General features: G+C 61.6%; 19 protein-coding genes. 16 read left to right on the top strand and 3 right to left on the bottom strand.

The window, feature by feature from the left end:
• Positions 1-7 precede the first annotated feature (7 nt).
• From motD to AAFM31_RS01420, 5 genes are all read left to right on the top strand, one after another.
• Entirely contained in the window at positions 8-841 is an 834-nt protein-coding gene (motD, locus tag AAFM31_RS01440; RefSeq protein ID WP_341706108.1) for a flagellar motor protein MotD, read from the top strand.
• Positions 842-928: 87 nt separating this feature from the next.
• Positions 929-1,723 carry a ParA family protein gene (locus AAFM31_RS01435; protein ID WP_341706107.1) on the top strand — a complete coding sequence of 265 codons (795 nt, stop codon included), beginning with the start codon at positions 929-931 and terminating at the stop codon, positions 1,721-1,723.
• Positions 1,724-1,827: 104 nt separating this feature from the next.
• Positions 1,828-2,592, top strand: coding sequence for a CheW domain-containing protein (locus AAFM31_RS01430; protein WP_341706106.1), 765 nt, complete (start codon positions 1,828-1,830; stop codon positions 2,590-2,592).
• Positions 2,593-2,662: 70 nt separating this feature from the next.
• A complete protein-coding gene (locus tag AAFM31_RS01425) occupies positions 2,663-3,142 on the top strand; it encodes a chemotaxis protein CheW (RefSeq protein ID WP_088273668.1) in 480 nt (159 codons plus the stop codon).
• 3 nt (positions 3,143-3,145) lie between these two features.
• Positions 3,146-3,556 carry a DUF2802 domain-containing protein gene (locus AAFM31_RS01420; RefSeq protein WP_341706105.1) on the top strand — a complete coding sequence of 137 codons (411 nt, stop codon included), beginning with the start codon at positions 3,146-3,148 and terminating at the stop codon, positions 3,554-3,556.
• A gap of 12 nt (positions 3,557-3,568) precedes the next feature.
• On the opposite strand, the gene AAFM31_RS01415 is transcribed toward AAFM31_RS01420, so the two are convergent.
• Both AAFM31_RS01415 and AAFM31_RS01410 read right to left on the bottom strand, forming a co-directional pair.
• Entirely contained in the window at positions 3,569-3,892 is a 324-nt protein-coding gene (locus AAFM31_RS01415) for an EscU/YscU/HrcU family type III secretion system export apparatus switch protein (protein WP_341706104.1), read from the bottom strand.
• Positions 3,892-5,610, bottom strand: coding sequence for a flagellar hook-length control protein FliK (locus AAFM31_RS01410; protein WP_341706103.1), 1,719 nt, complete (start codon positions 5,608-5,610; stop codon positions 3,892-3,894). Before AAFM31_RS01410 ends, AAFM31_RS01415 begins: the two co-directional genes overlap by 1 nt.
• 147 nt (positions 5,611-5,757) lie before the next feature.
• Between AAFM31_RS01410 and ccmA the strand changes: the two genes are divergently transcribed.
• The 10 genes from ccmA to AAFM31_RS01360 all read left to right on the top strand — a co-directional run bounded on the left by ccmA (position 5,758) and on the right by AAFM31_RS01360 (position 13,152).
• Positions 5,758-6,417 (top strand): cytochrome c biogenesis heme-transporting ATPase CcmA, encoded by a 660-nt coding sequence (gene ccmA, locus AAFM31_RS01405; RefSeq protein WP_371832995.1) that lies wholly within the window; start codon positions 5,758-5,760, stop codon positions 6,415-6,417.
• Complete coding sequence (gene ccmB / locus AAFM31_RS01400; protein WP_341706101.1) at positions 6,417-7,091, top strand: heme exporter protein CcmB; 675 nt, start codon at positions 6,417-6,419, stop codon at positions 7,089-7,091. The genes ccmA and ccmB overlap by 1 nt, the downstream gene beginning before the upstream one ends.
• A 19-nt stretch (positions 7,092-7,110) precedes the next feature.
• Entirely contained in the window at positions 7,111-7,854 is a 744-nt protein-coding gene (locus AAFM31_RS01395; protein ID WP_341706100.1) for a heme ABC transporter permease, read from the top strand.
• Positions 7,851-8,018, top strand: coding sequence for a heme exporter protein CcmD (gene ccmD, locus AAFM31_RS01390; RefSeq protein WP_088273675.1), 168 nt, complete (start codon positions 7,851-7,853; stop codon positions 8,016-8,018). Before AAFM31_RS01395 ends, ccmD begins: the two co-directional genes overlap by 4 nt.
• Positions 8,018-8,473: a cytochrome c maturation protein CcmE gene (ccmE, locus tag AAFM31_RS01385; protein WP_341706099.1), complete on the top strand. Its 456-nt coding sequence runs from the start codon at positions 8,018-8,020 to the stop codon at positions 8,471-8,473. The genes ccmD and ccmE overlap by 1 nt, the downstream gene beginning before the upstream one ends.
• A 10-nt stretch (positions 8,474-8,483) precedes the next feature.
• Positions 8,484-10,457: a heme lyase CcmF/NrfE family subunit gene (locus tag AAFM31_RS01380; protein WP_341706098.1), complete on the top strand. Its 1,974-nt coding sequence runs from the start codon at positions 8,484-8,486 to the stop codon at positions 10,455-10,457.
• Positions 10,457-11,005, top strand: a complete 549-nt coding sequence (locus AAFM31_RS01375; RefSeq protein ID WP_341706097.1) for a DsbE family thiol:disulfide interchange protein — start codon at positions 10,457-10,459, stop codon at positions 11,003-11,005. The genes AAFM31_RS01380 and AAFM31_RS01375 overlap by 1 nt, the downstream gene beginning before the upstream one ends.
• Entirely contained in the window at positions 11,002-11,484 is a 483-nt protein-coding gene (locus AAFM31_RS01370; protein ID WP_341706096.1) for a cytochrome c-type biogenesis protein, read from the top strand. The genes AAFM31_RS01375 and AAFM31_RS01370 overlap by 4 nt, the downstream gene beginning before the upstream one ends.
• Entirely contained in the window at positions 11,477-12,679 is a 1,203-nt protein-coding gene (gene ccmI, locus AAFM31_RS01365; RefSeq protein WP_341706095.1) for a c-type cytochrome biogenesis protein CcmI, read from the top strand. The genes AAFM31_RS01370 and ccmI overlap by 8 nt, the downstream gene beginning before the upstream one ends.
• A gap of 110 nt (positions 12,680-12,789) precedes the next feature.
• On the top strand, positions 12,790-13,152 hold the full coding sequence (locus tag AAFM31_RS01360) for an STAS/SEC14 domain-containing protein (RefSeq protein WP_341706094.1): 363 nt from the start codon (positions 12,790-12,792) through the stop codon (positions 13,150-13,152).
• A 1-nt stretch (position 13,153) separates the two neighbouring features.
• Here the strand turns inward: AAFM31_RS01360 and AAFM31_RS01355 are convergent, their stop codons facing one another.
• The gene (locus AAFM31_RS01355; protein ID WP_341706093.1) at positions 13,154-14,470 is read right to left on the bottom strand and encodes an MFS transporter; all 1,317 of its coding nucleotides are present in this window, start codon (positions 14,468-14,470) and stop codon (positions 13,154-13,156) included.
• Positions 14,471-14,638: 168 nt separating this feature from the next.
• On the opposite strand from AAFM31_RS01355, the gene smc reads away from it, so the two are divergent.
• Positions 14,639-18,133, top strand: coding sequence for a chromosome segregation protein SMC (gene smc, locus AAFM31_RS01350; protein WP_341706092.1), 3,495 nt, complete (start codon positions 14,639-14,641; stop codon positions 18,131-18,133).
• The last annotated feature ends 81 nt before the right edge of the window (positions 18,134-18,214 follow it).

Here is an 18,214-nt window from a genome sequence, read left to right as displayed (position 1 = left end):
TTGAACCATGCGCCGATCCAGACCGGAAGAGCACGAAAATCACGAACGCTGGCTGGTGTCCTACGCGGACTTCATTACCCTGCTGTTCGCCTTTTTTGTTGTCATGTATTCGATCTCCTCGGTCAACGAGGGCAAGTACAAAGTACTGTCCGATACCCTGGTCGGCGCCTTTAATCAGCCTCAACGCTCGGTAGATCCGATTCAGATCGGGATCGAGATGCCGCGTGGTATTACCCGCGAGAATAACGACGCGACTGGCGCTGGCTCGCCCGAGGGCAGCAGCGAAGCGTTGCAGGATATCACCGCGGCCATGGAGGCGGCCTTTGGCGACCTCATCCAGGCCGGTGAGCTTGAGGTCCGGGGCAACGAGATGTGGGTCGAGATCGAGCTGAGTTCCGGTCTGCTGTTTCCTAGTGGCGATGCGCTGCCGCTGGATGCCGCGTTTGGTCTGATCGACCGCATCGCGGAAATTCTCAAGCCCTACGACAACCCGGTTCACGTCGAGGGGTTTACCGATAACGTCCCCATTCGCTCCGGGCGCTACCCGACCAACTGGGAGTTGTCCGCCGCGCGTGCAGCCAGCGTAGTGCGCATGCTCAGTAACGGTGGGGTCAATCCTGACCGTCTGGCTGCAGTAGGCTATGGTGAATTTAGGCCGGTTGCCGATAACACTACGGCAGCCGGGCGCAAGGCCAATCGTCGAGTAGTGCTGTTGGTGTCGCGGTTTCTTGATAATCGACACGAACAGATTGCCGAGCCTGATGCGCGGGTCGATGTGATGCGAGAAGCGCGCACCGCGCCTGCTTCTGGCACGGGTTCTGCATCGAACGCTCTGCAATAGGTAAAACAGACGGCGGGCTGTCAGAATGTTGGCGTTTCATTATTGTGGCGGGATGCGGCGTAGTACCGGCATCCTCGGAGGTAGGGTATGAGAGTCTGGGCAGTAGCCAACCAGAAGGGCGGGGTGGGCAAGACCACGACAGCCGTCGCGCTGGCGGGCTTGCTTGCAGATCAAGGTCAGAAGGTGCTGGTTGTAGACCTTGATCCTCATGGCTCGATGACCAGTTATTTTGGTCAGGATCCTGACCAGCTGACCAGTAGCGTATTCAACCTGTTTCAGCACAACGGTCATGTGCCTGACGGTTTGGCGGCGGCGCTGCTGAAGGATACCTCCCACCCGAATATCAGTTTGTTGCCCTCCAGCACCTCACTGGCGACATTGGAGCGTCAGTCGGCTGCTCAGGGTGGTTACGGTCTGGTGATTTCGCGCGCGCTGGCGCAGTTATGGAACGAATACCAGTTCGTGATCATCGATAGTCCACCTTTGCTGGGGGTCTCGATGATCAACGCGCTGGCGGCCTGCGAGCAGCTGATTATTCCCGTGCAGACCGAATTTCTGGCGCTCAAGGGGCTGGAACGGATGGTCCATACCCTCAATATGGTCAACCGTTCTCGCAAGCAGGCGCTGCCTTATACCATCGTGCCGACGCTGTTTGACCGCCGCACACAAGCCTCGCTGAACACCTTGCGACTGCTGCGACGTGATTACGCTGAGCACCTTTGGCAAGCCTATATCCCGATTGACACCAAATTGCGTGATGCCAGTCTGGCTGGTGTGGTGCCGTCGCAACTGGATTCGAATGCGCGCGGCGTGCTGGCCTATCGAGCGTTGCTGCGCTTTTTGCTGGCGCAGTCGCTGAGTCGTAATGAAGAGGTGGCTTGAGATGGGGTTTCGCGCTCATCTGTTAATGCTTTGCGCTGGTGGGCCGATACAGAATCAAGGCCGGGACTTCTGGAGTGCCGGCGATGCGAGATGAATTGGTTGTTATGAGTAAACCCTTGTTGCCCGTTCAGGAGTTCGTACCCGAGCAGACCATCCAGCACTATCTGGATGCGCTGCTGCAGGATGCGGCTGAGGAACTGGCACGTGCCGAGCAGGGCACTATTGAGCAGGCTGTGCCCCCTCCTGTGGTTGAGAAGAGTGAACCGGCGCGCCCGCAGCTGCTGCGCGAACCGGTGCCGCCGGTCGTCGAGGCCCCGCCGGTAGTAGAAACCGTTGTTGAATCTGAGCCAGTGGTGGAGGCGCCGCCGGAAGTGGTCAAGCCCCTCCCGGTTTGGCGTGAACAGGCGTTCGAGGCGCTGTTGTTTGATGTCGGTGGCTTGAAGTTGGCAGTGCCGCTGGTGCTGCTCGGTACCATCTACCCGCTGGAAGACGAAATTACCCCGCTGTTCGGCCAGCCGGACTGGTTTCTCGGCATCCTGGCGACCCAGGCTGGCAACATCAAGGTGCTGGATACCGCGCGTTGGGTGATGCCTGAGCGGTACACGCCTGATCTTAAGGACAGTCTCTCTTTTGTGATCTCGGTTGAAGGGTATGACTGGGGTATGGCGGTGCACGGTGTGCATCAGTCGATTCGTCTGGAGCCTGATCAGATCAAATGGCGTTCTCAGCAGGGCAAGCGTCCCTGGTTGGCGGGCACAGTGATTGATCACATGTGCGCTCTGTTGGATGTGTCGGCATTGGCCGAGTTGATTGTTGCTAATGGTGGTACGGCTACCGCTGGTAATGCCGCGACGCCAGCATTAGGATGAGCGGGGCAGGGGCGAGCCGCTAGAAGGCCCACCTGAACCTGGACTTAAATGATGATCGGGAAGCAAGACAATGAAGAATAATTCGGGACAAGGTGCTGAAGATCCGATCCTGCAATGGGTGACATTCCGCCTCGACAACGAGACCTACGGGATCAATGTCATGCAGGTGCAGGAAGTGTTGCGACACACCGAGATCGCCCCGGTGCCGGGTGCCCCTTCCTACGTGCTGGGGATCATCAACCTGCGCGGTAACGTCGTTACGGTCATCGATACCCGTCAACGCTTTGGCCTGAGTCCGGCGCCGATCACCGACAACACCCGCATCGTAATCATCGAGGCAGACAAGCAGGTTGTCGGCATTCTGGTTGATAGCGTTGCTGAAGTGGTTTACCTGCGTCAGTCCGAGATCGAGACGGCGCCGAACGTTGGCACCGACGAGTCTGCCAAGTTCATTCAGGGTGTCTGCAACAAGAACAACGAACTGCTGATTCTGGTCGATCTCGAGAAGATGATGACCGAAGACGAGTGGGCCGAGCTGTCAGGATTTTGATTAATGAATGAGCCCTGGCTGCTGCTGGTGCTCGGCGGCGTGGTTGGCGTACTGCTGGCCGCGCTGGTCGCACTGGTGATGCTGTTCGCGCAAGTGCGCAGGTTGCCGGTGCGGCAACAGCAGCTTGAGGCGCAGCTGCAGGCGCGCATGGACCAGCTCGCCCGTGATCTGGCGACCTTTCAGCAGGGCAGTATTCGCATGGGTGAGGAGCTGACCGCGCTGCGCCAATTGCTCAAGCGTCTTGAAGACAAGCAACTCAAGCTTGAACAAGCCGATCCGCAGTCCATGCCTTACAATCAGGCGGCGCGCTTGGTCGGTATGGGGGCCAGTATTGAAGATCTGACCCAGTCCTGTGGCCTGTCCAAGGCCGAAGCCGAACTTTTCGTCAAGCTGCACGCCTCGCGTCAGGGATAAGTTCGCGCCTTTTTACTCTTCCTTCTTGCTCTCCAGCTGCAGCGGCCGCTCCTTGCCTGCATCCGGATCAAACCCCGCTGGGCGCTTGCCCTTGATATACCAGGCAAAGGCGATGATCTCCGCGATGGTCCGATACAGCGCTTCCGGGATCTGATCGCCCAGCTCCATGCGCGCGAGCATCCGTGCCAGTTCGGCGTTCTCGTAAATCGGTACTTCGTATTGCATGGCCAGGTCGATGATCTGCTGGGCCAGATCACCTTCGCCCTTGGCGGTAATCGTTGGTGCCTGTTCGCCGCCGTCGTAGACCAGCGCGATAGCTTCGCGGGATGTGCTCATCAGGTAACCTCGTCGATCCAGCCCTGTTGTACCGGCTGGCGTGGTGGAGGAGGGGAACCTTGGTGGCAACTCAGCTCGCCGACGTCCAGCCCCTTGGCCAGCAGGCGGTCACGCAGGGCGCCGATTTCACTGCTGATCAGGCCAAGGGTTTCCTGTCTCTCCGCCCAGAGCTCGCTGCTGACTTTGTCATTTCGCAGTCGGGCGATGGCTTGCATGGTGCCGAGATGGTCGAGATTGAACGCGAGTCTGACTTCCCACACCGGCACCGGTTCCGGCTGGCGCGGCGTTGGCGGCGATTCGTCGCGTTGAATTCGCACCTGTACATGGTTGAACTGCTGACCGTCGCGTAACGGGATTTCCAACTGCCAGGTGGTTTGGCTGCTGCCGTCGGAGAAGGTCTGGGTCTGGCCCATGCTCTGCAGTTGATGGTGCTGAATGCGTGACAGCAGGGCTGCGGTGAGCCTCAGCAGGCTGCCTAGATCGTTGTTTTCGCCGAGTGCCTGCAGGGCCCGCGCAGGTAGAGGGAACAGTCCCGGCTTGACGCTGATGCCCTGTTGGGCAAGCTGCATGGCCTGCTGCCAAGGGCCTGCGGGATTCTGTGGTGTCTGTAGCACGGAACCGGGCACCTGCTGTTGCAGGGTGATCAGCAGGCTGACCAGTGCGCCTTTGAGATCGGCGCCTGCCAGTGGCTCGGTGGCACGTGGAGCGCTGAGGCTGGCCAACAGCGGCAGCAACTTGTCCAAAGCAGGCAGAGCTGGTTTGGCACTGTCACCCGGCGTGGTGATCGGGGCTTTGCCGTCTGCAGTTGTGGTTGGCTCCCCCGATTGCTGCCGACCCATAATGTCGGCAAGGCGCGCCAGGTTCGCTTCGAGGAAGCTGCCACTCTGGGCCACTGCATTGGCAACCCCGGTTGCGGTCATGAGTTGCGGTGCGTCGACGATCTGCTTCAGTACATTGGCAACCGCCAGCTGCAGCTGTGGGACTGCCGGTAACTCCTGTGGGGCCGCTGCCAGCGAGGCCAGTCGGGTCAGCAGCAGCTCTGAGGAAGCCTGTTGCTGAAAGGCCGCGCGCAGCCCCTGTAGCAAATCGGCCTGGCGCACCTGTTCTGTACCGCTGAGCACCCGCAGCTCGCCCTGGCTGCCGACGGTGGCGTTGAGCAGGGTGCCGGGTTCAACCGCGCGGGTGCTGGTGATGCTCAGCAGTGTCTGTTGGGCGCTCTGCTGCACCAACTGGGCCACCAGTTCGTAGCGTGCGGCCTGTGTCGCGCTGGCAGGGACTGGCTGCTGGCTGATGACGCGGGCCTGAACGGGAGTGCCGGCGGGGAATTGTTCCGGATCGAGCCGAGTGAGCAGCTGTGTGTTCTGAGATACCACTTGTTGAACAACGGCCATCAGTTGGGTCTGGGTGACGGCCTGAACCACCATATGTGTACCGGTGGGGACCGGCTGGCTGCTGCTGGCTGGCAGCGTGACCGCGCCGCCAGCGTCCTGTTTGGCGATCCGCAGCAATAGATCAAACTGGCCGCTGGCGTTGGGTCTGGTATTGCTTTGCACGACTTCCGCATTCGCCTGATCGCCGCCCAGAACCTGCTGTGCGTCAATTGGCCGCAATAGCTGCAGCGCCATCATGATCACGTCGGCCGGACGCGCCGGTGCAGCAGTTGTGCTGCCGGTTGGCTGGGTCACGCTGGTCGGTGGCAGGCGGAAATCGGGGCTCATGCTGTCACATGTTGACGTAAATCGAGGTCCCCCGCAAAAAGGGGGCATGTATAATGGCGCCGCTGGAAAACAGGCGCTCCCGCAGGCCGTGCTGGCTACAGAGTATAGCGGCAGTTGGCGCGGGACCATTAATTTACCGCGACCTCGATGGTGGCGTACGGAGCAGCGGTGGCAGCTGAGCAGATCGACATTATCGACCTGTCCTGTGAACGGGATGAGCGAGAGCTCTTCGCCGGCCTTAGCTGTCGCCTGCAAGCGGGAGAAGTGCTTCAGGTTGCCGGCCCCAATGGCGCGGGCAAAACCAGCCTGCTGCGCATCCTGGCGGGCCTGATGCCGGCCTCGGCAGGTGATATCCGCTATGCCGATCGTTCTATCCTCCGCGGCAACGGTCGCGAGTACTGGCGCCGCCACCTGCTGTTTCTCGGTCACGCGACGGCGATCAAGGCGACCCTGAGCGCCGAAGAGAACCTCTCCTGGCTGTGCGCCCTTGATCAACCTATCTCCCGTGAGGCGATCTGGGATGCCCTGGCGGCGGCCGGGCTGCGTGGCTATGAAGATGTGCCTTGCCGGCAAATGTCGGCTGGCCAGCAGCGTCGCGTGGCGCTGGCGCGTCTGCGCCTGCAGACCGATAAGCCGATCTGGGTGCTTGATGAACCCTTCACCGCGCTCGATCAGGCGGCGGTGCGTGAGCTGGAACAACAGATTCTGGCGTTTGCTCGCTGCGGCGGCATTGCCGTGCTGACGACCCATCACAGCCTTGATCACCTCAGTGAGGTTCGGCGCTTGGACCTGGGGCGGGCTAGCTGATGGGCAATGTGCTCTGGCAACTGCTGCGCCGGGAATGGCAGCTGACCTGGCGTCGCCCCGGCGAGGTGCTCAACCCGCTGGTGTTTTTTGCCATGGTTATCACCCTATTTCCGCTGGCGGTCGGGCCGGAGCCCGAACTGTTGCAGCGCATGGCGTCGGGGGTGATCTGGGTCGCAGCACTTCTGGCGACGCTGCTTTCGCTGGACGGCATGTTTCGCAGTGATTTTGAGGATGGCTCGTTGGAGCAGTGGGTGCTGTCACCGCATCCGCTGACGCTGCTGGTGCTGGTCAAAGTGCTGCATCACTGGTTGATGTGCGGTGTCATGCTGGTACTGCTGACGCCGGTGCTGGGCATGATGCTGGCTTTGCCCTGGTCGGTGATCCCGGTACTCTGTGCGACCCTGCTGTTGGGCACCGCGGTGCTGAGCCTCCTGGGTGCAATTGGCGCGGCGCTGACGGTGGGGCTGAAGGGCGGTGGTAGCATGCTGTTGGCACTGCTGATTCTGCCGCTGTATATCCCGGTGCTGATTCTCGGCACCGGCGCCATGGATGCGGCATTGCAGGGCTTGCCGGTACAGGGCTATCTGCTGTGGCTGGGCTGCCTTGCAGTACTGGCATTGAGTCTGGCTCCGCTGGCAATCGCCGCGGGCCTGCGAATCGGGGTTAGCGAATAATTGCGGAGTTGAACGGCGAATGAGCTGGACGTTTTTCCACAAACTGGGCTCGCCCAAATGGTTCTATGAGATCAGCGGCAAACTGATGCCCTGGATCGCAGTCTTCAGTCTGCTGGCACTGGTTGTCGGCAGTGTGTGGGGGCTGGTGTTTGCCCCGCAGGACTACCAGCAGGGCAACAGCTTCCGCATCATCTATATCCATGTCCCAGCGGCCATTCTCGCCCAGTCCTGTTACATGATGCTGGCGGTTGCTGGCGTGGTAGGTCTGGTCTGGCGGATGAAACTGGCGGATGTTGCTCTGCAGTGTGCTGCGCCGATCGGCGCCTGGATGACCTTCGTCGCGTTGATCACCGGTTCGATCTGGGGCAAGCCGACCTGGGGTACCTACTGGGAGTGGGATGCCCGACTGACGTCGATGCTGATCCTGCTGTTTCTGTACTTTGGCATCATTGCCTTGCGCATGGCGATCAGCAATCGTGATACCGCGGCCAAGGCGACAGCGGTGATGGCTATTGTCGGGGTGATCAATATCCCGATTATCAAATACTCGGTGGACTGGTGGAACACGCTGCACCAGCCTGCCACCTTTACCATTACCGAAAAGCCAGCGATGCCGCCGGAGATGTGGCTGCCGCTGCTGATCATGGTACTGGCGTTTTACGGCCTGTTTACGCTGAACCTGTTCATGCGCATGCGGCTGGAAATCCTGAAGCGCGAGCACAAGACCCGTTGGGTACGAGACGCGCTGGAGACTAATTCATGAGCGACCTGGCGACCTACTTTGCCATGGGTGGACATGGCCCCTATGTCTGGACTGCCTACGGAATTACGGCTGCAGTTCTGATCCTGTTGTTCCTCACCCCGATGATCGGACGTCGTCGGTTGGTGCAGGCCGAAGCACGCCGTCGTCGGCGAGAGGAATCCTGATGCATCCCGCACGCAAGAAACGCCTGATTCTGATTCTGCTGGTTCTGTTGGGAGTGGGCGCCGCCGTGGCGTTGGCCCTGACCGCCCTGCGCGAGAACATCAATCTGTTCTACACCCCAACCCAGATCGCCAACGGTGAAGCGCCGCAGGGTGCGCGTATTCGCGCTGGCGGTATGGTGGTTGAGGGCAGCGTCAAGCGCGCCAGCGATTCGCTGGATGTGCGCTTTGATGTGTCTGACGGCGCCAAGGCGGTGACCATTGCCTACAGTGGCATCCTGCCGGACCTGTTCCGTGAAGGGCAGGGTATCGTCGCATTGGGTCGCATGAATGCCGAGGGCGTGCTGGAGGCCGACGAGGTGCTGGCCAAGCACGATGAAGAGTACATGCCGCCGGAAGTGGCCAAGGCCATGAACGACGCCATGGCCAACAAGGCCGCACAGCAGCAAGCGGAATAAGGGGCGCAGCATGATTCCCGAACTTGGGCAGATCGCCCTGATCATTGCACTGTGTCTGGCGGTACTGCAGGCGACCGTGCCGCTCTACGGCGCCTGGCGTGGCGACGGCATGGCGATGAGCCTGGGGCAGCCTGCCGCGGCGGCGCAGTTCCTGTTCGTTGCCTTTGCCTTTGGCTGCCTGGTGCAGGCCTTTGTCATAGATGACTTCAGCGTCACCTATGTGGCGCTGAACTCCAACTCTGCGCTGCCGTGGTTCTACAAGGTCAGCGCGGTGTGGGGTGGGCACGAGGGCTCGTTGCTGTTGTGGGCGATGATTCTGGCCGGTTGGACCTTTGCCGTTGCGATTTTTTCGCGCGACCTGCCGGAAGAAATGCTGGCTCGCGTGCTGTCGGTCATGGGCATGATCAGTGTTGGCTTCCTGTGCTTCATGCTGATTACCTCCAACCCATTTGATCGACAGTTGCCGTTCCATCCGGTTGACGGTAATGACCTCAATCCGCTGCTGCAGGACTTTGGCCTGATTGTGCATCCGCCGATGCTTTACATGGGCTATGTCGGTTTCTCGGTGGCCTTTGCCTTCGCCATTGCGGCGCTGCTGGGTGGTCGTCTGGACGCCGCATGGGCACGCTGGTCGCGGCCCTGGACCATCGTTGCCTGGGCCTTCTTGACCATCGGTATCGTGCTCGGCTCCTGGTGGGCCTATTACGAGCTCGGCTGGGGCGGCTGGTGGTTCTGGGACCCGGTCGAAAACGCCTCGTTCATGCCATGGCTGGTCGGTACGGCGCTGATTCACTCACTGGCGGTGACCGAGAAGCGTGGGGTTTTCAAGAGCTGGACTGTGTTGCTTGCCATTGCGGCCTTCTCGCTGAGTCTGCTCGGCACCTTCCTGGTGCGCTCCGGTGTACTTACCTCGGTTCACGCCTTTGCGACCGATCCGGAGCGCGGGGTGTTCGTGCTTGGTTTCCTGCTGGTCGTGGTCGGTGGTTCGCTGCTGCTTTATGCCCTGCGCGCGCCGGTGGTCAAGAGTCAGATCGGTTTTGCCTGGAACTCGCGCGAAGCCCTGCTGCTGGTCAACAACGTGGTGCTGGTGGTGGCAGCGCTGATGGTCCTGCTCGGTACCCTGTATCCGCTGATCATGTCGGCGTTCGATACGCTGGTGTCGGTTGGCCCGCCGTACTTCAACGGCATGTTCCTGCCGCTGATGGCGATTCTGATGGCTGCCCTGGGTGTGGGCATTCTCAGCCGCTGGAAGCAGACCCCGCTGGACTGGCTGGTCGGTCAGCTCAAGTGGGTACTGTTGCTCGCTGCGGTCGGCGCCGTCGGGATTGCCCTTTGGATCGGCGCCCATCAACTTGCCGTTGGCAGCATGCTGCTGCTGGTGATCTGGGTGTGCGGCGCCAGTGTGCGCGACATCCTGCACAAGAGCCGCAACAAGGGTTTGGTTGCCGGTGTGCGTGCGCTGCCGCGTAGTTACTGGGGCATGACACTGGCGCACGTTGGTATCGCCGTCTGCGCTGTTGGGGTGGTTGGTGCCAGCCTGTTCGACAACCAGCGCGACCTGCGTATGGCGCCAGGCGACAGCCTGGATCTGGGCGGCTACACCTTCGTGTTTGATGGCGTGCGCCACCGCGAGGGTCCGAACTGGGTGTCTGATCAGGGCACGGTCAGCGTTTACGCCAATGATCGCCTGCTCACGACCCTGCATCCGGAGAAGCGTCTGTACCGGGTGAAAAACCAGGTAATGACCGAGGCGGGCATCGATGCCGGCTTCACCCGCGACCTGTTCGTCGCCATGGGCGAGCCGCTGGAAGGCGATGCCTGGGCGCTGCGGGTGCATATCAAGCCGTTCGTACGCTGGATCTGGTTGGGCGGTCTGATGATGATGGCCGGTGGTCTGCTGGCGGCCAGTGATAAGCGCTACCGTCTGAAGGCGCGTCAGCGCGCCGACAAACCGGCCAATCGCGTTGCCGAGGAGCTTGCCTGATGCGTCGTCTGTTACTGATTTTGCCGCTGCTGCTGTTTCTGGTCATGGCCGGGTTCTTTCTGCAGAGTCTGATGACCAAGGAAGAGGGCGTTACCGAGCTGGAATTGCCCTCGCCGCTGCTGAACAAGCCGTTCCCGAGCTTCGATCTGCCGTCGGTAATCGACGGTGAGCCGCGCATTACCCAGGCTGATCTCAAGGGCCCGGCGCTGGTCAATATCTGGGCCACCTGGTGCGTCGCCTGCCGCGTGGAGCATCCGGTGCTGAACCGCCTGGCTGCTGACGGTGTAGTGATCTACGGGGTCAACTACAAGGACAACAGCACGGATGCGATCAAGTGGCTGAAGGATTTTCATAATCCCTATCAGTTGAACATCAGTGACGCCGATGGCCGCCTGGGGCTCGATCTGGGCGTTTACGGTGCGCCGGAAACCTATCTGATCGATGCCAAGGGTGTGATTCGCCACAAATTCATTGGCGTGATCGATGACCGGGTCTGGGATACCGATCTGGGCGCGCGTTATCAGGCGCTGATCGAGGAGGCCAAATGAGCCGACGTCTGCATTGGCTGACACTGGGTCTGCTGCTGGTTCTCGGCAGCGCCAGCGCAGCGGTGGATACCTTCGAGTTCAGTTCCGAACAGGAGCGCGATCGTTTCTACGCCATCGGCTCCGAGCTGCGTTGCCCGAAATGTCAGAACCAGAACATCGCCGACTCTGATGCGCCAATTGCTGCTGACCTGCGCCAGGAGGTGTTTCGGTTGCTGCAGGACGGCCGCAGCGACGACGACATCGTCGACTATATGGTCGCGCGCTACGGCGAGTTCGTGCGCTACAAGCCGGCGCTGAACCGCGACACCCTGGTGCTCTGGTTTGGTCCGCTGTTCTTCCTGCTGGTGGGGATGCTGGCAGTTGTCTTACTGGTTCGCCGCCGGCAACGGGCGGTGAGCGAATCGCCGGATACCGGTCTGTCGCCGCAGGAACAACAGCGGCTGGACGACCTGCTGAACAAGAAGAGCCAAGATGATTGATTTGTGGTTGGGAGCTGCCGCGCTGTTGCTTGTCGCGGCCTTGCTGGTGCTGTGGCCGCTGCGCCGTCGTCAGCACCTAGAGCGGGTGGATCGCACCGCGCTGAACGTTGCGCTGTATGAAGAGCGGGTTGCCGAGCTTGAAGCCCAGGCGCGTGCCGGCGACCTGACCGAGGCGCAGCTGGCGGCCGCCAAGGGTGAGGCCAGTCGTCTGCTGCTGGAAGATACCGCCGCTGCCGATGCGCGTCAGGCACCGCTGACCCGCCAGTTCACTTGGCTGTTGATCATCGCTGTGCTGGTGCTGCCGCTGGCAGTGCTGGGCCTTTATCGCCAGTGGGGCGCGGCGGATGGTCTGGCGCTGTACCGCGAAATGCAGGCGACACCGCAGGTCGACTCCCTCGAAGCCCTGATTGATCGTACTCAGCGTGTGGTCAAGGTGCAGCCGGAAAACGGCGAAGCCTGGTACATGCTGGGGCGTGCCTACATCAGTGCGCAGAATCCGGAGAAGGCGGCTGATGCGTTCGGCAATGCGCTGGCGCGGCTGGGTGAGCAGCCTGAGGTGCTGGCGCAGTTGGCGCAGGCACGCTACTTCGCCAACGGCAACAAGCTCGATGCCGAGTCCGCGCTGGCGCTGGACAAGGCCATCGAGCTGGACCCGCAGCAACCTACCGCCCTGGGCTTGCTCGGTATTGCTGCCTTTGAGGCTGACGACTTTGCCGGTGCGATTCGCTACTGGCAGGCGCTGCAGCAGGGCATGGCGGCTGATAGCCCCGGTATTCAGGCGATTCAGGGCGGCATCGACCGCGCCCGGCAGCGCATGATCGACGCTGGGCAAACGCCGCCGGAAGCGCCGGTCCAACTGGCGGTCAAGGCGCAGATCAGCATCGATCCGGCACTGCGCGCCAGTCTGCCGGACGATGCCAGCGTGTTTGTCTTTATTCGTGACCCGAACGGCCCGCCGATGCCTTTGGCGGCCAAGCGTCTGACACTGGCCGAGCTGCCGCTGGAGCTGAGCCTGAGTGAGGCCAACGCCATGCTGCCCGGTGTGCATCTGAGCGCTGAGCAGCCGCTGGAACTGGTGGCACGCGTGTCGCTCGATGGTGACGCTCGCAGTGGCACGCACCTGGGTCGTGTTGATGATGTACGCGCGGGGTCCGAGCAGGTCTATCAACTGGTTATCAACCAGCCCGTCGAGTAAGTCCCTGCAGATTCCCGGCCGTTCGGCCGGGAATCAAGTTCTGCTTCCTGTTGTCTAAACGGCCATGCTCTCACCACCAGCGGGAGAGTGTCAGACAGGAGGCGATCGCCATGTTCACTCAGATTCCCTTTGCTAACGACAAGGTGCTGGGCATCCGCATCGAAGGCAAGATCACCAGTGACATGCTGGACGAGATTTACAAGGTGCTTGATGCCAAGTTGGCGGAGCACCCCAAGGCGCGGATCTACGTTGAGATGCCTGCATTTGAAGGGATGTCCGCCGAAGCCTTCTACCGAGACCTCAAATACAGCCTCAGTCACTGGACGCGCTTCGAGCGCGAAGCGGTGGTTACCGACCAGCATTGGCTGGAGGTCGTCGCCAGTGTGGCTGGGCGCCTGCTTCCGAATGTCGAGGTAAAGGTCTTTTCAATGAGCGAGGCGGACGCCGCCCGAGACTGGATTCAGGCGCTCTGAATCAGTCCTGCTGTACTTCCGGCAGCGATACTGCCAGCAGGGCGCCAAGCAAGCCGATGCCCGACAGCAGTAACAGCATGCCGGCGGCGCCAATCAGCGAGCTGAGCAGGCCGAATAGTCCAGTGGCGAGCAGAATCAGGCCGATCACGCTGTTGCTGACCGAGACGTAGTCGGTGCGCTTGTTGCCACCAGCCATGTCGAGCACATAGGTTTTGCGACCAACGCGAACACCTGCGTGGGCAATGCCGAGCACGAAGAATGCCAGCGGAAACAGCCAGGCGTGCAGCGCGTCAGGCAGGTTGGCCCAACGATCAACTGCAATCACTATCGGCCCCAGCAGGCTTGCCAGCAGCGCGGCGCGAATCAGCACCTGGCGGCTCGATGCATCCGACATCCGCCCCCAGATACCGGCGCTCAGGCTGCTGGCCAGGCCGTTGGCAACCAGGAAGGCGCCGAGCATGCCAAAGCCGCTTTCCACATCCCGCGCCATAACGACGTAGTACGGCGCAGACAGCGCCGAACACAGCAGCAGCGCGCGGGTGACAACAAAACGCCGAAAGGGTGCATCATCGCGCAGCAGGCTGATGTTACCCAGCGCGTGGCTGAAGGCGTTGCCACCCCCTTCGGTCGCACCGGGAGCCTCGTCGATACGGCGATAGACGGCCGCGGCAGCGAGCCAAAGCAGCGCTGAGGCAACCAGCAGACTGGCGTAGAACAGCATGTCATCGTCGCTTGGCGGGAAGAACAGACAGTAGACCCCGAACGCCAGCGCCAGCCAGCCGGACAGGCTGGTCGCCAGGCCGTTAAGGCGGCCGCGGCGGGTCTTGGGAACGGTCTTGCCGATCACATCCTTGCTCGCTACCGAGCACAGGCCGCGGGCGAGGCTGAAGACGATCAGGCAGGTAATGATCAGGCCGCCAGCCAGTGTCCCTTCGAAGAACCAGGCCACCGCGCCCATCGCCAGCAGCGCCAGCGCTTGCAGCAGGCTGCCAATGACCCAAACGCCACGACGATACGGCAGGCGGCGTATCCATGCCGCGATCAGCAGTTGTGGCAGCATCGAGCCGGACTCACGGATCGGCACCAGCCAGGCGATCAGCGCAACCGGTGCGCCGACGACACCCAGCAGCCAGGCGAGGGTGGTTTTCGGGTTGGTCAGGGTGTCGCCGAGGCTGGTCAGGGTGTTGGCCAGCACTTGCAGAAAGAAGTTCTGCGGTACGTCCGAGCAAGCGGAATCGGGAATGTCCTTGCAGACTCTGGCGTCTTCCTCGTTCATGATTTTGCTGTAGAGGCTGTCGAGGCGTGATTCCAGGGCCATTATGCGGTCTCGTGTCCTTAGGGTTGGTGTCCGAAAGTGTGCCGCAAGCAGTGACCTCAGGCCAGTATTTGCCGCAGGGGCTTCTCATCACCGGGCAGACCGGGTAAAAATGCGGGTTTGGCTGGTCGGTTCGGCCAGCGGCAAGGCAGTGCAAGGACATGCCCCCCAATGCGACTCAAGTGCATCAAGCTGGCCGGCTTCAAATCCTTCGTTGATCCGACCACCGTTTACTTCCCGACCAATATGGGCGCGGTAGTCGGGCCGAACGGCTGTGGCAAGTCCAATATCATCGATGCGGTGCGCTGGGTCATGGGCGAAAGCTCGGCCAAGAATCTGCGCGGCGAGTCGATGACCGACGTCATTTTCAATGGCTCCAACTCGCGCAAGCCGGTCGGGCAGGCGTCCATCGAACTGGTGTTCGATAACAGCGATGGCACCCTGCAGGGCGAATACGCCGGGTACAACGAGATCTCCATTCGCCGCAAGGTTACGCGCGAGGCGCAGAACCAGTATTTCCTCAATGGCACCAAGTGCCGTCGCCGCGACATTACCGATATCTTCATGGGCACCGGTCTCGGGCCGCGCAGCTACTCAATCATCGAACAGGGCATGATCTCGCGCCTGATCGAGGCCAAGCCGGAAGACCTGCGCCTGTTTATTGAAGAAGCCGCCGGTATCTCCCGCTATAAGGATCGTCGCCGCGAGACCGAAAACCGTATTCGCCGTACCCACGAGAACCTGTCGCGCCTCACCGACCTGCGTGAAGAACTGGAACGCCAGCTTGCGCATTTGCATCGGCAGGCGCAGGCGGCCGAGAAGTACAAGGAATACAAGGCTGAAGAGCGGCAGTTGAAGGCGCAGTTGCAGGCCCTGCGCTGGCAGAGTCTGAATGAGCAGGTGGGCCAGCGCGAGCACCGGGTACGCGACCTAGAGGTGGCGCTGGAGGCGCTGATTGCCGAGCAGCGCAACGCCGACAGCGAGATCGAAAAACAGCGCGATCAGCACAGTGACCTGACCGAGACCTTCAACCGGGTGCAGGCCCAGTATTACAGCGTCGGTGCCGATATCAGCCGCATCGAGCAGATACTGCAGTTCAATCGCGACCGTCAGCGTCAGTTGCACAGCGATATCGAGGAAACCGAGCAGGCCTGGCAGGAAGCACAGAGCCACCTGACCCAGGACGAAGCCCTGCTGGCTGACCTGCAGGCCGAACTGGATGGTATTGAGCCCGAGCTGGAAATGGCTGGGGCCGCTGAAGAAGACATCGCGATCTCACTGCAAAGCGCCGAAGACGCCATGCAGAACTGGCAGAGCGCCTGGGATCAGTTCAACCAGCGCGCGGCCGAGCCGCGTCAGCAGGCGGAGGTTGAGCAGTCGCGCATTCGCCACATGGAGCAGTCGGTCGAACGGCTCGGTGAGCGCATTCAGCGTCTTGAAGATGAACGCAGCGGGCTGAACGCCGGCTCGCTGGATGACGAATTGGCCGAACTGGCGGAACAGCTGGCCGAGCTGGAGCTGCGCAGCGAAACGGATCAGATGCAGCTGGCCGACGTCGGCGAGCGCCTGCAGCAGGATCGCGAGACGCTGAACGCGTTGCAGCAGGAACAGGATATTCACCGTGGCGAACTGCAGCGTGGCAGTGGCCGTCTGGCCTCGCTGGAAGCGTTGCAGCAGGCAGCGCTGGCCAAGGGCAGCGACGTCGGTGACTGGCTGGCAGACCAGGGCGTGCAGGGCCATGGCCTGCTGGCCGAGCAGTTGCAGGTCGAGAGCGGCTGGGAACGGGCGGTCGAGGCGGTGCTCGCCGACGATCTGCAGGCCATCGCGCTGGATGACCTCGATCAGCTGGACGCCGCGCTGGCCAGTTTCGAGCAGGGTAGTCTGCGTCTGCTGCAGCGCGGTAGCACGGTTGCCACTGTGCCGGGTAGCTTGCTCGACAAGGTCAGCAGCAATCTGGATCTGAGTCCCTGGCTGGCCAGTATTCGCCCGGCCGAGAGTCTGGCGCAGGCGCTGAGCGCGCGCGCGACCCTGGCTGCGCACGAGTCCTTTATTACCCGCGAAGGCCACTGGGTTGGCCCCAACTGGCTGCGGTTCCGTCGTGGCGAGGCCAGCGAGACCGGCGTATTGGCGCGTCAGCAGGAGATGGAGCAGCTGCAGGCCAGTCTCGATCAACAGCAGGCGGCGCTGGAGTCAGGGCAGGAGCGGGTTGACCAGTTGCGTGAAGCGCTGCGGCGACTGGAACTGGAGCGTGACGCGCTGCAGCAGACCTTGGCTGGCACGGGGCGTCAGCAGGGCGAGATCAAGGCGCAGTGGTCGGCGCGCCAGGTACGTCTGGAGCAGATCAACGCCCGTCGCCAGCGCATCGGCGAAGACCTCGAAGAACTCAAACGCCAGCGTGGTGACGAACTGGAGCAGATCGGCGAAGCTCGGTTGACTCTGCAGGCGGCGCTGGACAGCATGGCCGAAGACACCGGCCAGCGTGAAGAACTGCTGCGCCAGCGCGATCTGGCCCGCGAAACCCTCGATTTGGCCCGTCAGCAGTCACGGCAGCAAAAAGACCGCGCGCATCAGCTGGCGCTGCGCGCGCAGTCACTCAACGCACAGCTCAAAAGCACCCGTCAGGGGCTGGAGCGGCAGCAGGTACAGGCCGAGCGCCTCTCCGAGCGTCGCGAGCAGCTGCGCATGACGCTGGAAGAGAGTCAGGCCCCGGAAGACGATCAACGTATCGAGCTGGAAACCCTGCTCGAGCAGCGTATTACGGTCGAGCAGGAGCTGAGTGCAGCCCGTCAGGCGCTGGAAGGGGTCGACCAGCAGATGCGCGCGCAGGAAACCCGGCGCGTGCAGGCCGAACAGCAGGCGCAGGTGCTGCGCACCCAGCTGGATGAGCAGCGGCTCAATGCGCGTGACCTGCAAACCCGCCGCCAAGGGCTGCAGGAGCAGTTGGCCGAGGCCGGTTATGACCTGCATGGCGTGCTGGCAACCCTGCCGCAGGGCGCCAGTGAAACGGATTGGGAGCAGCAGTTGGCGCAGCTGGACGCGCGTATTCAGCGTCTGGGTGCGATTAACCTGGCCGCCATCGAAGAATACGAACAGCAGTCAGAGCGCAAACGCTACCTGGATGCACAGAACGCCGACCTTGAAGAGGCGCTCGGGACGCTCGAACAGGTCATCCGCAAGATTGACCGGGAAACCCGCGCACGCTTCAAGGAAACCTTCGACAAGGTCAATCAGGGGCTGCAGACGCTGTTTCCCAAGGTGTTTGGCGGCGGCCATGCCTATCTGGAACTGACCGGCGACGACCTGCTCGATACCGGTGTCGCCATCATGGCGCGCCCGCCGGGCAAGAAGAACAGCACCATTCACCTGCTGTCGGGTGGGGAAAAGGCGCTCACGGCGATTGCCCTGGTGTTCTCGATCTTCCAGCTCAATCCAGCGCCGTTCTGCATGCTCGATGAAGTCGATGCGCCGCTGGATGATGCCAACGTCGGCCGTTATGCGCGTATGGTGAAGGAGATGTCGGCGCGGGTGCAGTTCATCTACATCACCCACAACAAGATCGCCATGGAAATGGCCGATCAGTTGATGGGGGTCACCATGCATGAACCAGGCTGCTCAAGGCTGGTCACAGTAGACGTGGAAGAAGCGGCTGCGTTGGCGGCAGTGTAGTTTTAATGGCGGCCGTGCTAGCATCCGGCCAGACATAAGGCGGACAGTCAACCGCCCGATCAGCAAAGTGACGACAGGAAC

Origin of the sequence: Halopseudomonas sp., from assembly GCF_038130085.1 — a bacterium.
Taxonomy (GTDB): Bacteria; Pseudomonadota; Gammaproteobacteria; order Pseudomonadales; family Pseudomonadaceae; genus Halopseudomonas.
The sequence above is the reverse complement of the archived record's forward strand: the minus strand, read 5'-3'. Positions and strand labels throughout refer to the sequence as shown.

Coding starts and splice junctions, on each gene's coding strand:
- motD (WP_341706108.1), top strand. CDS start 8: ATGCGCCGATCCAGACCGGAAGAGCACGAAAATCACGAACGCTGGCTG.
- AAFM31_RS01435 (WP_341706107.1), top strand. CDS start 929: ATGAGAGTCTGGGCAGTAGCCAACCAGAAGGGCGGGGTGGGCAAGACC.
- AAFM31_RS01430 (WP_341706106.1), top strand. CDS start 1,828: ATGAGTAAACCCTTGTTGCCCGTTCAGGAGTTCGTACCCGAGCAGACC.
- AAFM31_RS01425 (WP_088273668.1), top strand. CDS start 2,663: ATGAAGAATAATTCGGGACAAGGTGCTGAAGATCCGATCCTGCAATGG.
- AAFM31_RS01420 (WP_341706105.1), top strand. CDS start 3,146: ATGAATGAGCCCTGGCTGCTGCTGGTGCTCGGCGGCGTGGTTGGCGTA.
- AAFM31_RS01415 (WP_341706104.1), bottom strand. CDS start 3,892: ATGAGCACATCCCGCGAAGCTATCGCGCTGGTCTACGACGGCGGCGAA.
- AAFM31_RS01410 (WP_341706103.1), bottom strand. CDS start 5,610: ATGAGCCCCGATTTCCGCCTGCCACCGACCAGCGTGACCCAGCCAACC.
- ccmA (WP_371832995.1), top strand. CDS start 5,758: ATGGTGGCGTACGGAGCAGCGGTGGCAGCTGAGCAGATCGACATTATC.
- ccmB (WP_341706101.1), top strand. CDS start 6,417: ATGGGCAATGTGCTCTGGCAACTGCTGCGCCGGGAATGGCAGCTGACC.
- AAFM31_RS01395 (WP_341706100.1), top strand. CDS start 7,111: ATGAGCTGGACGTTTTTCCACAAACTGGGCTCGCCCAAATGGTTCTAT.
- ccmD (WP_088273675.1), top strand. CDS start 7,851: ATGAGCGACCTGGCGACCTACTTTGCCATGGGTGGACATGGCCCCTAT.
- ccmE (WP_341706099.1), top strand. CDS start 8,018: ATGCATCCCGCACGCAAGAAACGCCTGATTCTGATTCTGCTGGTTCTG.
- AAFM31_RS01380 (WP_341706098.1), top strand. CDS start 8,484: ATGATTCCCGAACTTGGGCAGATCGCCCTGATCATTGCACTGTGTCTG.
- AAFM31_RS01375 (WP_341706097.1), top strand. CDS start 10,457: ATGCGTCGTCTGTTACTGATTTTGCCGCTGCTGCTGTTTCTGGTCATG.
- AAFM31_RS01370 (WP_341706096.1), top strand. CDS start 11,002: ATGAGCCGACGTCTGCATTGGCTGACACTGGGTCTGCTGCTGGTTCTC.
- ccmI (WP_341706095.1), top strand. CDS start 11,477: ATGATTGATTTGTGGTTGGGAGCTGCCGCGCTGTTGCTTGTCGCGGCC.
- AAFM31_RS01360 (WP_341706094.1), top strand. CDS start 12,790: ATGTTCACTCAGATTCCCTTTGCTAACGACAAGGTGCTGGGCATCCGC.
- AAFM31_RS01355 (WP_341706093.1), bottom strand. CDS start 14,470: ATGGCCCTGGAATCACGCCTCGACAGCCTCTACAGCAAAATCATGAAC.
- smc (WP_341706092.1), top strand. CDS start 14,639: ATGCGACTCAAGTGCATCAAGCTGGCCGGCTTCAAATCCTTCGTTGAT.